This is a genomic window from Veillonella sp. T11011-6, from assembly GCF_002959755.1.
Classification (GTDB): domain Bacteria; phylum Bacillota; class Negativicutes; order Veillonellales; family Veillonellaceae; genus Veillonella.
Genome location: NZ_PPCW01000001.1, coordinates 806,480 through 819,088, shown reverse-complemented (window position 1 = coordinate 819,088; position 12,609 = coordinate 806,480). Strand labels below are relative to the sequence as shown.

The window sequence follows — 12,609 nt, the reverse complement described above, 5'->3', positions numbered from 1 at the left end:
GTTATATTACACCTTATATCTAACAACCTTTCTCACATACAACATATACTAAATAAAACAAACTACGTGACATACAGTACACTTTGTACTACAAAGTAGCCCCAGACCATGGTCTGGGGTTTACTTTTTATAAGGTGAAAGGTATTCTGTAACTATAAGAAGTAATATTGTTGTATGAATAGTTATGTTTTCGGAGTTAGGAGATTAGTATGAGTACATTTCCTCAAAAACATATAGATATTGTTGGCATAGGTGCCAGTACATTAGATCGATTTATCGTCGTCGATCATTATCCTACAGGCCGTGAGGTACAACAAGTCGTATCGTCTACTACGGATGGTGGTGGGCCAGTGGCTACAGCACTAGCGGTGGCAGAAAAATATGGTGCCCGTACCGCTATGATTGATAGCATTGGTGATGACATGGTAGGTCGTCATATATTAGATGACTTTGAAAAATACAATGTTAATACAGAGGCAATTCAAGTTGAACGCGGTGCTAAGAGCGGTGTGGCAACAATCCTCGTAAAACAGAGTACTGGTGAGCGTGCTATATTTTTTGAACGGTCTACTGCAACTGAGCCTGAGTTTTTAGATACCCATAAGCAGCTCATAGAATCTGCCTATATTCTGCATATCAATGGTCGACATCGCCAACTCATGCGCTCTGCTATGGCCGTTGCAAAAGAGGTAGGCACTATTATTTCTTTAGATGGTGGTGCTCAGCGTTACGATGCAGACATGAAGCCTATTACAGAAGCCAGTCACATCGTTATCGTAGCTCGTGATTATGCAGAAAAATATACGGGCACAACTAATCTAGAAGATGCTTGTCGTATCATTCATGAACGAGGTGCATGTATTGCAGGTGTTACAGATGGTGCTAATGGCAGTTATTTTGTATGGCCTGATGGAACATTTTATCGATGTGAACCATTTACTCAAGCTACCGTAGTAGATACAACGGGGGCTGGGGATAGCTTCCATGGGGCTTTTTTAGCTAATTTAGTGCATACAATTAATCATATGATGGGGCAAGACACAACTTCGACGACTAAGCATGACCGTGCATCTATACATGCTGTAGAGTTGCTAAAAGCTTGTGCGCATTCCGATTTAGAGAAGGCTGCTATTTTTGCATCTGCAGTAGCTTCTTTAAATACACAAGGCATAGGCGGGCGCAGTCCACTACCAACGTTAAAGTCAGTGCAGGAACTAATAGGATAGGACTATAGTTATGTGGAAAAATACTTCAAAAAATCAAGTTCAGCAATATATGCAACAAAATCCTTATCGCCTATTAGCCCTTAGCTTTTTTGCTACCATGACTATAGGGACGATATTACTCATGTTGCCCATATCACATGCTCAAGGCCATAGTACAACGCTTGTAGATGCAGCTTTTACCGCAGTATCTTGTGTTTCTGTAACAGGATTGTCAACAGTAGATACCTATCATCATTGGTCCTTGTTTGGCAAAATTATCATGGTAATCCTTATCCAATTAGGTGGTTTAGGGATTGTTTCTTTTACCACCATTATTGCTCTAGTATTAGGGCGACGGGTAGGTCTGAAAAATCGCGTGCTTTTGTCAGAGGATGTAGGGCAAGATGGTATGAAAGGGCTTTTACACATTACGAAGAAGCTAACCATTTATACCTTTTGTGTCGAAATAATTGGTGGTATTATCTATACCATTCAGCTATATCCCTATATTGGGGATGCTGCTTTATATACGGGGATTATGCAATCTATTTCCAGCTTTTGTAATGCAGGATTTATATTCTTTGATAATGATTTACCTTATGCTATGGTGGGTGATGTATTATTTAATATGAATACAATGGCCCTTATTGTAATAGGTGGTTTTGGTTATCTCCCGACTTTTGATATTTGGTCGCATCGCAAGCTACGACGCTTTGTAGATTTAAAACTACATACAAAAATAATGTTAGTTGGTACAACGGCGCTCATCCTTTTAGGGACGATTATTTTCTTAGGGGTTGAGTGGGCGAATCCCAAAACGTTTGGCCCTTTACCTATATGGAACAAGGTCATGGCATCTCTGTTTCAATCGATTACACCTCGTACAGCGGGGATTGCAACTGTAGATTATAATGATTTACATCCAATTACACTGTTTATTACCATCATTTTTATGTTTATTGGGGCAGGTCCTAACTCTACAGGGGGCGGTGTTAAGATTAGTACTATTGCCGTCGCTTTTCTAGCATCGCGTACATTATTTAATAACCGTCCTGATACAGAGGTTTTTGAACGTCGTATTTCGTTGGTTACTGTTCTTAAGGCAAATGGGATAATCTTTTTATCTATCCTTCTTGTTTTACTTGCTACTTGTTATTTGGCTTGGGATGAGCCATATGACTTTATTCGACTGCTTTTTGAGGTAACTTCTGCCTTTGGGACCGTAGGTCTTACAACGGGTATTACACCTGATTTATCTGAAAGTAGTAAATGGGTGTTAATGCTTGTCATGTTTACAGGTCGTGTAGGGGTTATGACTGTTATTGGTACTTGGGCGCTAAGAACGGCACCGACTAAACCAATTAGCTATGCAGAAGAGCGTGTATTGTTATAAAAATAGATTAGATTGAATATAAAAGGAGGCATATATGAAACATAAAACGATAGCAGTAATAGGTCTTGGTCAATTTGGTGGCACTGTTGCCAAGATGTTAGCTTCCATGGATCATGAGGTATTAGGTGTAGATATTGATCCAGAAGTTGTACAGAAAATTTCGCCATTTATAACACATGCTATAGTTGCAGATACAACCGATGAAGAGGCAATCAAAGAATTGGCCCTAAGCCAGTTTGATATGGTTATTGTAGCTATAGGTGGAAATCTTCAAGCTAATTTAATGACAGCTATGCTTCTTAAAGAATTAAATGCACCTAAAATTGTGGCCAAGGCTGAAAATAATATACAAGGCAAAATGCTTCATAAAATAGGTGTAGATCAAGTGATTTACCCTGAATACGATATGGCATTACGCCTTGTACAGTTTTTAACTAGAGACCATGTGATGGATTATTTACAACTATCTAAAAATATTAGTCTCATAGAAATTAAGGTGCCAACATTCTTGGTAGGGTCTAACTTAAAGGATTCTAATTTGCGTGAGAAATATAATCTTAATGCAGTAGGCATAAGACGCGGTGAAGATTTAGAAGTTCCACCAAACCCAATTACCATTCTCGGTGAAGATGATAAATTATTAGTAATTGGGAATAATTCTGATTTAGATGCGTTAACGGTGTAGTAAGTATACGAAAGAAATATAATTATATCGAAAAAATGTGATACAATAAAATAGAATTCAGTATAGGTCATACGTGTTCGTATGGCCTTTTTAAATAGAAATGAAGGTTAGTATGACAGAAGAACAATATATAACGGCGCTGACCAATAATCCACATGGAATTAGGAATATTCCTAATCCTACAGAAGCAATGCAACTTACTTGCGTAGCCCAAAATGGCATGTTGTTGCAATATATTAAAGAACCTACCCGAAATGTTATTGAAACGGCGCTTTCACAATCACCACGAGCCATACAATTCGTGGAAAATCCTACAGAGGATTTATTACAGTCATTGGTAGAAAAGGACTGGGCTGTTTTAGAATATATCGATAATCCATCTGATACGATTGTTAAGCAAGCACTCGCTCAATCTGGATGGGCTATACGCTATATCTCAAATCCATCAGAAGAACTACAGCTGGAAGCTGTAAAGGCCAACTATGATGCGTTGCAATACATTAAGGAGCCCAGCGAATCCGTACAATTGCAAGCTGTTAAAGAAAATTACTTGGCCTTGCGTTATATTGATGAGCCTAGCGTAGCGGTTCTAGAAGCAGCAGTAAAACAAGATCCACAAGCAATGCGACAAATCACAAAGCTTACTAAAGATTTGGCATTACACCTATTCAGTGTAAGTGCTGCTACACTAGGATATATACCAAATAATTTAGGCGTCACTGTAGACGAAATTAAATCAATCATTATTAGCGCTATCACTAGTGATACAGTTGATGAGGACTATATTCGTGAATTGATCAACAATAAAGCTATCGGAGGTCGTCAATCTAAATGGCCTATCGATCTATTGTCACTTATAGATGCTTATGGAACTCGAGCTGTTAAGAAAATTGCAGTTAGTGAATATTTGAAATATTAGAACGGAGATACAATGAACTTTATAGATACAATGGCAAGCGTAGAGTTAGTGCTTGCTGCTAATCAAGTACCTTTGCTCGTTGGTGAAACGGGGATTGGTAAAACATCTCTTGCGGCGCGTGTAGCCGTTGAGCATGACTGGGAATTGGTAACAATCGATGGTAACCTCTTAAAAGAAGGTGAAATTGGTGGTTTGCCAACTGTAGAGTCTGTAACACATACAGATGGTCATGGTAATACGCATTCCGTAAAGACTACGGTGTATGCTGTGCATCATACATTGGAACATGTGGCACAAGCTGTAGATAAAGGGCGCCAAGTATTGCTGTTTATCGACGAAATTAATCGTGCAGAACATGCGGTGCAACAAGAGTTAATGAACCTTATCTTGAATCGTGAAATTAATGGCTTCTCTTTAAGCGACCAAGTGCGCATTATCGCCGCTATGAACCCTGAGGATTCCTTTGACTACCAAACAATTGATATGGACCCGGCACAACAAAACCGTTTTGTATGGCTCTATATGAATGCTGATTACATGCAATGGATTGATTGGGCTATCGGCGCGGGCATTGAGGAAAAGGTTATCGAATTTATTTCTTCCTATCCAGAATACTTAAATCAACGTCATGAGGATGACATTGATGCTACACCACGTTCCTTTGAACGCGTATCTGGGTTATATACAATTTATAAAAATCAAGAAGGCTCAGCATATAGTCGCGAAGTATTCATGAATGTTATCCGCGGTAACGTAGGTAAACTCATTGCGGAGGCTTTCGTAAACTTTGTTGAGTCCGATCAAGAACCACTTATTACCTTTGATGATGTATTGGCGGCGGTTCAAAAACCAGGTGCTATTATGTCTATGGCTGAACAGGTTAAAGGTGAAAGCCCAACTCGTTTATATGTAGCGGCTAAAAATATGTTGCATCGTTTAAATCGAAATAGTAATGCCGAAGAAGTTCATCATTTCATTAAATTCCTTACATTGTATCCTGGTGATTTACGCGTAGCAGTTATGAAAGACTTACGTAATACATACGAACGTGTTTACGCCTATGCCATTGAAGATGACTTATTCGTAGATACTTTCTTTGAAGCACAAAAGTAAGTCTATTTAGATAGGTAATCATGGTTTTACCTAATAATGTATAAATAACATAAGGTAATTAACATATAGTTTGGAAAGAAAAAGGAGGTGGAATGATGCAACGAAATTTAGATAAGGACGATATTCGCGATGCCTCTGATTTACTCACCCATATAGATGGGTGGGAGAAAACAGGGTCCTATGATGAAAAGGCTATCGATGCTTTTGATCGATGGCATGCAAAGCGAGAGCGCATTCATCGTGAGTCAGAGGCCTTATATACGCAAATCTATGCCGCTTACGAAGCCTATGTGGATAGTTATGAAGCACAACATCATAGCATGGAACCACAACGCATAGCAGCAGATATGATGAATCACAATATGTCAGATAGTCATATAGGAACTATAGGCCGTGCTTTAGATGAGATGCAGATAGAAGGTACAGACCTTGCTGTTATGCAACAAGCTGTCATGACACCTGCTTATGAGCAACGGTTATGGAATATTCTACATGATGTGAATAGCTTGTTAATTGAAGAGGACCAATTCTTTGGCTATTTCTATTTACAAATGGGCCATCGCATTCGCTTTGACATGACCAGTGCCTTTGGTATTAACCTAAAGCAAGGTGGTTATGTATTATATGTAAATCCCTTTATCTTACTACGCCAACCGCCTGATGTAATGAAGGATGGTATTAAGCGTGAAATTCTTCATATCATTTCCGCACACTTGATGCGGGTAAAAGCGTTGAGTCAAAGCTTCAATAAAACTGCTGTACATATGGCTATGGACATGGTAGTAAACGACTATTTAGAACATGTGGATCGTGATGCGGTTACTGTAGCCAATGTAAATGAACGTTTTGGCTTGATGCTCAAACGATTCCGCACCATTGAGTACTATGCGAAAGCCATTGATAAGGCAATGAAGGAAAAACCTGAACTCTTTGTACCAGTAGACAATTCTGATACGGCTGTGGCTATGGAGTTTGATCCTCAAACTAGCCATGATATTTGGGACGAATCTGATTCCATTGATACAGATACGATGGACCAAATTACAGAACGCTATATCAATGAGGCCTCAAAAGGGGACATGGAAGGGTATGTTAAAAGTCTTATCGATACATTCCAGAAGACGCGCCGTGCTTTGCCATGGTATTTCTACCTTAAAAAGCTGATGGGGAAGGTCGCGAGTGGGTATAAAAAAACGACGATGCGTCGCAATCGTCGTCAGCCTGAACGCTTAGAGTTATCTGGTACCTTGCGCCAATATAAGGCCAATGTATGGGTCGCTCTTGATATGAGTGGTAGTATTACGGATACAGAGTTTACGAACGCATTAGAGCAAGTACTGCAAATTGTACACGCCTATAATCATCGTATTACTGTTGTAGAATGTGATAACGAGGTGCGCCGCACCTATACGATGGAGTCTGTAAAAGATGTGAAACCGCGCCTTGATGTGCGCGGTGCTACCGCTTTTTCTCCAGTGTTTTCACTAGCCAATCAGAATCGTGTCGATTTGCTAGTATACTTTACAGATGGTAAAGGAGAGGAACGTTTACGCGAAGCTCCAAAAGGCTATAAGATACTATGGGTTCTTACAGGGGAAAATCCTCAACTGTCCCTTCATAATCCATATGGTATGGTTAGAGAGTTAGGCTATGTAGGTGTAGATGAAACACAGGATATAGACGAATTCGTACGCATGTCTAATCGTGGGGGCTTCTCCATGGCAAATCAAGAGGTATAGACCTTATTTTCTATATGAATATATCTTGAATTTGTAATAGGGCTTATCTTTAAAAGAATATAAAAAATGACGCAATTCATTGGAATTGCGTCATTTCTATGTAATCAAAATTCTATTACATTAGCTATTAAGTTCGATAGAGGAACCTGGATCGATGATAAGCGCTGTTTGATTATATTTGCCTTCAACTAAGCTTGTAAATACACCTGGTTCACGGTCGATAACAGGCCATGTTTTGTAGTGAATTGGAATGGAGATACGCGCTTTTACATAAGAAGCAGCAAGAGCCGCATCTTCAACGCCCATCGTGAAGTTATCGCCGATAGGAAGTAAAGCGTAGTCAATATCGCCAAAGCGATTCAACAACTTCATATCGCTAAAGAGTGCTGTATCACCTGCGAAGTATACAATATCTCCGTAGAAGTCTACGATACAACCTGCTGCATGACCACCAGGGATACCTGCGCCGTGGAAGGCTGGTACTATGCGAACAGAACCGAATTCAAAGTCAAATTTACCGCCTAAATGCATAGCGTGTGTACGACAACCAGCAGCTGCTGCTTTAGCAGCTACCTCTGCAGTAGAGATAACGAGTGCATCATTTGCTTTAGCGATGAATTCTGTATCGCCATAATGGTCATCGTGACCGTGGCTAACAAAGATATATTGGCATTTAATATCTTCTTTTTTAGCTTTGTCCCATGTATTACCTGTTAAGAATGGGTCGAAAATCATGGATACATCACCGCGTGTGAGCATAAAGCAAGCGTGACCGAAATAAGTTAGTTTTGTTTTCATAGGAACACTTCCTTCCTTATACATATAAATCTTAATTCTATTGTATAATATAATAAATGAAAATAAAACTATTGATGATAATTTATGCAGAATTAGTAAGGATATATTATGGATTTAACACATTTTGACCAAGACGGCAATGCTTGGATGGTAGACGTATCCGATAAGGATATTACCTCTCGTACAGCCGTCGCAGAGGGTTTTATAGCTATCAATGATGCCATTTATGAGCGCATTGCAGCAGGCACTATGAAAAAGGGCGATGTCCTTAGTGTAGCGCAATTGGCCGCTATTATGGGGGCTAAGCAAACAAGTAATTTAATTCCTCTATGCCATCCATTGGCACTCACAAAGGTTGAGGTACATTGCACCTTAGTAGATGGTGAAAGCCCTGCTTGTACTGACGAAAATCATAATAAGGCTGTCAAGGTTCGTGCCACCGTTAAAACGACAGGGAAAACTGGCGTTGAAATGGAAGCTCTTACGGCCGTTCAAGTCGGGTTACTCACTGTATATGATATGTGTAAGGCCATCGATAAAGGGATGATTATGGGCCCTACTTATCTCGTAGAAAAAGAAGGCGGTAAAAGTGGACATTTTGTGCGTTCCTTTGTAGAATAATATAGATATAAAGAATAGGGGAACGAAAATGGAAATAGTACTTTATGAGCCAGAAATCCCTGGCAATACAGGAAATATAGCGCGTTTATGCGCCGCTAATCACATGACATTGCACCTAATCAAACCACTAGGCTTTTCTATCGACGATAAGCACGTGAAACGAGCTGGTCTCGATTATTGGCATTTGGTAGATGTACAGGTACATGAAAATATTCAAGAGTTGTATGCGAAATATCCTGATCGCAGATATTTCTACGCTACTACAAAAGCAAAGCATACCCACTCCGAGGTAAAGTATGAAATCGGAGATATGCTCGTATTTGGCCCTGAATCAAGAGGCTTGCCTGAAAGCTTATTAGAAGGTGTTGAAGAAACATGCATTCGCATACCAATGGTAGATGAGGCGCGTTCTTTAAACTTATCTAATGCGGTAGCCATTATTGCGTATGAAGCTATGCGCCAACTTGATTATCCAGATCTTAAAGCCGAAGGCAACTGGATTCAACCTAAATAAATATACTTTCACCATTGAGATATATACAATAAATATATGTTAGAAATCCTACCCAATCTACATGAGAGGTAGTATTTTGACAGGTGTTGTTAGAGGAGGATATTATGAACTACGATAAAGCTCATGATTTAGCTCACGCTATGCGTGAATCCGAAGAGTACAAAGAGTTAATGGCAGCTCAAGAAGCTTTGAAAGCTGACGCAGTAGCAGCGGCGTTGGTACGCACATTTATGGCACAACAAATGCAATGGGAATACGCGAAGTTGTCTGGTGCACCAGAAGCTGATGAATTGCAAAAGAAACAAGAGGAAATGATGCCTCAAATTCAAGAAAATGCTGCAGCGGCTGCTTATTTACAAGCACAAATGCGTTGGAGCCAAATCTCTAATGATATTTATAAAATCATTAGCGAACCAATCACTGAGGGGATGAAAGTGTTAGATCATGGCGAACAACAACAACCAAAACATTAAGGCCTTAAAAGAAGCCTTATTAGAGAAATTACCTAGTACACGTGTACGAGAACAGGAACTGCTTTGTCATCATACGACATTTAAAATTGGTGGTCCTGCTGACTTATTTATTGAACCTACAACGATGGATGAGTTGAGCTTTACGCTACGCACCATTCATGAACTCAAAGTGCCTGTAACTGTTATCGGTTGCGGCTCCAATATTTTGGTGAAGGATGGTGGTATTCGCGGTGCTGTCGTATCGGTTCGACATATGACACAAATCATGGATTGCAATGATAATGTATTATGCATTGGTTCTGGTTATATGTTAAAAGATGCTTCTGAATTTGCTTGGGAAAACGGACTATCTGGCCTTGAATTTGCCATTGGTATTCCAGGTACACTTGGTGGTGCTGTATTTATGAATGCAGGTGCTTATGACGGGGAAATGAGCCATGTGGTCACTTCAGTACTAGCTGTAGACTTCGAGGGCAATATTAAGGAGTACGATGCATCTCACTTAGATTTTGGATATCGTCATAGCGTATTCCACGATAACCATGAGGTTATTGGAGAGATTATTATGACGTTACAACCTGGCGACAAGGATGCTATTAAGGCTCGCATGGATGAGCTCACAGAAAAGCGTGAATCTAAACAACCTTTAGAGTATGCTAGCGCGGGTTCAACCTTTAAGCGCCCACCAGGGTATTTTGCAGGTACTTTGATTGAACAAACAGGTCTTAAAGGGTTATCTGTTGGTGACGCACAAGTATCTCATAAGCATGCTGGTTTTGTTATCAACACTGGCAATGCTAAAGCTAAAGATGTACTTGATCTTATTAAAGAAGTACAAAAACGCGTATATGATCAACATGGTGTACATCTGGAGCCAGAAGTACGTATGATTGGTGAAGATTAATACAAACTAAATATTAATACAAGATTTCTTATGTGACGTTCCTCTTATCTTATTTGAGGCAAGGTATCATAAGAAATCTTTTTTAATACCATATGCTTATGTAGCTAATTTGGCCTTAAGATGACTCAAAAGTATAATCAAATGTAGAAATTGCCATGATTAGAAATCCTATACTTCTTTGACTTTTTTCTATAGACTACGTTATAATTAAGTGTTGCCAATTTTGGGAATATACCTATATAGCGACTTTCACAAGCGTTATATGATATAGAATATACTGAAAGAATTAAAGGGAGGATCTTATGATTCGCGAAAATCTTCGAAATGTAGCGATTATCGCCCACGTTGACCATGGTAAAACTACTTTGGTGGACGCGTTATTAAAACAAAGCCATGTGTTCCGTGAAAATGAAAAAGTAGCAGAACGCGTAATGGACTCCAACGACTTGGAACGTGAACGCGGTATTACTATTTTGTCTAAAAACACTGCTGTTATGCATGATGGCATTAAAATCAACATCGTTGATACTCCAGGCCATGCTGACTTCGGTGGCGAAGTAGAACGTGTACTTAACATGGTTGACGGCGTATTGCTTCTCGTAGATGCTTATGAAGGTCCAATGCCTCAAACTAAATACGTTTTGCGTAAAGCTTTAGAACAAAAATTGAAACCAATCGTAGTTATCAACAAAATCGACCGTCCTGACCAACGCGTTAAAGAGGTTGAAGATGAAGTTCTTGAATTGTTCATGGAACTTGAAGCTGATGATGACCAACTAGATTTCCCTGTAGTATACGCATCTGCTCGTGCTGGTGTGGCTAAAACTAACTGGGATGACGAAGCTGTAAATATGGAACCATTGTTTGAAACATTGATCGAAGAAATTCCTGCACCACAAGGTGATTTGGAAGGTCCTCTTCAATTCATGGTTACTACACTTGATTACGATAACTTCATCGGTAAAATCGCAGTAGGCCGTATCGTTCGCGGTAAAATGAAACCTAACCAACAAGTAGCTATCATGACTGGTGAAAGCACTCGTAAAGCGAAAATCGGTCGTGTATATACATACAATGGCTTGAACCGTGTTGAAACTGACGAAGCTGAAATGGGTGATATCATTGCGTTCGCTGGTATCGACGATATCAATATCGGCGAAACAGTAGCAGATGCTGAAAATCCTGAAGCATTGCCATCCATCTCCATCGACGAACCAACATTGTCCATGGTATTCTCTGTAAACAACTCTCCATTCGCAGGCCGTGAAGGTGAATTCGTTACATCCCGTCACTTGCGCGATCGTTTGTTCCGCGAAGTAGAAACTAACGTTTCTATGAAGGTAGAAGAAACTGATTCTGCAGATGCTTTCAAAGTATCTGGCCGTGGCGAATTGCATTTGGCTGTATTGATCGAAACTATGCGTCGTGAAGGCTATGAATTACAAGTAGGTAAACCTCGCGTAATTTTCAAAACTATTAACGACAAATTGTGCGAACCATTAGAAGCATTGACTATCGACGTACCTCAAGAATTCATGGGTACTGTAATGGAAAATCTTGGTCAACGTAAAGCTGAATTGACTAACATGGTTGAGTTAGCTGGTTACCTTCGTATGGAATTCGTAATTCCTGCACGTGGTTTGATCGGTTTCCGTGCACAATTCTTAACAGCTACAAAAGGTAATGGTATCATGAACCATGTATTCCATGGTTATGCACCATACAAAGGCGAAATTCCTTCCCGTACACGCGGTGCCTTGGTAGCATTTGAAAATGGCGAAACTACTCCATATGGCTTGAACTCTGTTCAAGATCGCGGTACATTGTTCGTTGGTCCTAACCAAGACGTGTACGCAGGCCAAGTTATCGGTGAAAATACTCGTGAACTTGATATGGATGTTAACCCATGTAAGAAAAAACACGTTACTAACATGCGTTCCAGCTCCTCTGACGAAGCAGTACGCTTGACTCCACCTCGCATCTTCTCCTTGGAACAAGCTCTTGAATGGATTAACGATGATGAACTTGTTGAAGTAACACCTGAAAGCATTCGTATGCGTAAAACAATCCTTGATCGTAACGCACGTGCGAAAGCTGCTAAAAACAAAAAATAATATCCTTAGTGATATAAAACGACGCTCCTATGGGGGCGTCGTTTTTATTACATATAACAAAGAGGATATTCCTATTTATTATATTCATATGAAAAATAGATGATAATTTTATCATTTATGATTAATTGCTA

The 12,609-nt window shown here is 39.7% G+C and carries 12 protein-coding genes; 11 read left to right on the top strand and 1 reads right to left on the bottom strand.

Annotated features, from left to right (window positions below; genetic code table 11):
* Positions 1 to 209 precede the first annotated feature (209 nt).
* The 6 genes from VRHSUH10_RS03850 (at position 210) to VRHSUH10_RS03825 (ending at position 7,054) form a co-directional block, all read left to right on the top strand.
* Positions 210 to 1,226 (top strand): carbohydrate kinase family protein, encoded by a 1,017-nt coding sequence (locus VRHSUH10_RS03850; protein WP_105089516.1) that lies wholly within the window; start codon positions 210 to 212, stop codon positions 1,224 to 1,226.
* 10 nt (positions 1,227 to 1,236) lie between these two features.
* Complete coding sequence (locus VRHSUH10_RS03845) at positions 1,237 to 2,598, top strand: TrkH family potassium uptake protein (RefSeq protein WP_105089515.1); 1,362 nt, start codon at positions 1,237 to 1,239, stop codon at positions 2,596 to 2,598.
* Positions 2,599 to 2,632: 34 nt separating this feature from the next.
* The gene (locus tag VRHSUH10_RS03840; RefSeq protein WP_105089514.1) at positions 2,633 to 3,283 is read left to right on the top strand and encodes a TrkA family potassium uptake protein; all 651 of its coding nucleotides are present in this window, start codon (positions 2,633 to 2,635) and stop codon (positions 3,281 to 3,283) included.
* Positions 3,284 to 3,395: 112 nt separating this feature from the next.
* Positions 3,396 to 4,202: a DUF4116 domain-containing protein gene (locus tag VRHSUH10_RS03835; RefSeq protein ID WP_105089513.1), complete on the top strand. Its 807-nt coding sequence runs from the start codon at positions 3,396 to 3,398 to the stop codon at positions 4,200 to 4,202.
* A gap of 12 nt (positions 4,203 to 4,214) precedes the next feature.
* Complete coding sequence (locus VRHSUH10_RS03830) at positions 4,215 to 5,315, top strand: ATP-binding protein (protein WP_105089512.1); 1,101 nt, start codon at positions 4,215 to 4,217, stop codon at positions 5,313 to 5,315.
* A gap of 95 nt (positions 5,316 to 5,410) precedes the next feature.
* The gene (locus tag VRHSUH10_RS03825) at positions 5,411 to 7,054 is read left to right on the top strand and encodes a VWA-like domain-containing protein (RefSeq protein ID WP_105089549.1); all 1,644 of its coding nucleotides are present in this window, start codon (positions 5,411 to 5,413) and stop codon (positions 7,052 to 7,054) included.
* A 120-nt stretch (positions 7,055 to 7,174) separates the two neighbouring features.
* Here VRHSUH10_RS03825 and VRHSUH10_RS03820 read toward each other — a convergent pair whose 3' ends face one another.
* A complete protein-coding gene (locus VRHSUH10_RS03820; protein WP_105089511.1) occupies positions 7,175 to 7,852 on the bottom strand; it encodes a metal-dependent hydrolase in 678 nt (225 codons plus the stop codon).
* A 108-nt stretch (positions 7,853 to 7,960) separates the two neighbouring features.
* On the opposite strand from VRHSUH10_RS03820, the gene moaC reads away from it, so the two are divergent.
* From moaC to typA, 5 genes are all read left to right on the top strand, one after another.
* Positions 7,961 to 8,473 (top strand): cyclic pyranopterin monophosphate synthase MoaC, encoded by a 513-nt coding sequence (gene moaC, locus VRHSUH10_RS03815; RefSeq protein WP_105089510.1) that lies wholly within the window; start codon positions 7,961 to 7,963, stop codon positions 8,471 to 8,473.
* 28 nt (positions 8,474 to 8,501) lie between these two features.
* Entirely contained in the window at positions 8,502 to 8,987 is a 486-nt protein-coding gene (gene trmL / locus VRHSUH10_RS03810) for a tRNA (uridine(34)/cytosine(34)/5-carboxymethylaminomethyluridine(34)-2'-O)-methyltransferase TrmL (RefSeq protein ID WP_005385766.1), read from the top strand.
* A 104-nt stretch (positions 8,988 to 9,091) separates the two neighbouring features.
* Positions 9,092 to 9,460 (top strand): YlbF family regulator, encoded by a 369-nt coding sequence (locus VRHSUH10_RS03805; protein WP_105089509.1) that lies wholly within the window; start codon positions 9,092 to 9,094, stop codon positions 9,458 to 9,460.
* Complete coding sequence (gene murB, locus VRHSUH10_RS03800; RefSeq protein ID WP_105089508.1) at positions 9,432 to 10,364, top strand: UDP-N-acetylmuramate dehydrogenase; 933 nt, start codon at positions 9,432 to 9,434, stop codon at positions 10,362 to 10,364. The genes VRHSUH10_RS03805 and murB overlap by 29 nt, the downstream gene beginning before the upstream one ends.
* A 302-nt stretch (positions 10,365 to 10,666) precedes the next feature.
* Positions 10,667 to 12,478 carry a translational GTPase TypA gene (gene typA / locus VRHSUH10_RS03795; RefSeq protein WP_005385769.1) on the top strand — a complete coding sequence of 604 codons (1,812 nt, stop codon included), beginning with the start codon at positions 10,667 to 10,669 and terminating at the stop codon, positions 12,476 to 12,478.
* The last annotated feature ends 131 nt before the right edge of the window (positions 12,479 to 12,609 follow it).

What these genes read in the sequence shown, in the direction of transcription:
- VRHSUH10_RS03850 (WP_105089516.1), top strand. Translation starts at nt 210, where the DNA reads ATGAGTACATTTCCTCAAAAACATATAGATATTGTTGGCATAGGTGCC.
- VRHSUH10_RS03820 (WP_105089511.1), bottom strand. Translation starts at nt 7,852, where the DNA reads ATGAAAACAAAACTAACTTATTTCGGTCACGCTTGCTTTATGCTCACA.
- moaC (WP_105089510.1), top strand. Translation starts at nt 7,961, where the DNA reads ATGGATTTAACACATTTTGACCAAGACGGCAATGCTTGGATGGTAGAC.
- VRHSUH10_RS03845 (WP_105089515.1), top strand. Translation starts at nt 1,237, where the DNA reads ATGTGGAAAAATACTTCAAAAAATCAAGTTCAGCAATATATGCAACAA.
- trmL (WP_005385766.1), top strand. Translation starts at nt 8,502, where the DNA reads ATGGAAATAGTACTTTATGAGCCAGAAATCCCTGGCAATACAGGAAAT.
- typA (WP_005385769.1), top strand. Translation starts at nt 10,667, where the DNA reads ATGATTCGCGAAAATCTTCGAAATGTAGCGATTATCGCCCACGTTGAC.
- VRHSUH10_RS03825 (WP_105089549.1), top strand. Translation starts at nt 5,411, where the DNA reads ATGCAACGAAATTTAGATAAGGACGATATTCGCGATGCCTCTGATTTA.
- VRHSUH10_RS03830 (WP_105089512.1), top strand. Translation starts at nt 4,215, where the DNA reads ATGAACTTTATAGATACAATGGCAAGCGTAGAGTTAGTGCTTGCTGCT.
- VRHSUH10_RS03840 (WP_105089514.1), top strand. Translation starts at nt 2,633, where the DNA reads ATGAAACATAAAACGATAGCAGTAATAGGTCTTGGTCAATTTGGTGGC.
- VRHSUH10_RS03835 (WP_105089513.1), top strand. Translation starts at nt 3,396, where the DNA reads ATGACAGAAGAACAATATATAACGGCGCTGACCAATAATCCACATGGA.
- VRHSUH10_RS03805 (WP_105089509.1), top strand. Translation starts at nt 9,092, where the DNA reads ATGAACTACGATAAAGCTCATGATTTAGCTCACGCTATGCGTGAATCC.
- murB (WP_105089508.1), top strand. Translation starts at nt 9,432, where the DNA reads ATGGCGAACAACAACAACCAAAACATTAAGGCCTTAAAAGAAGCCTTA.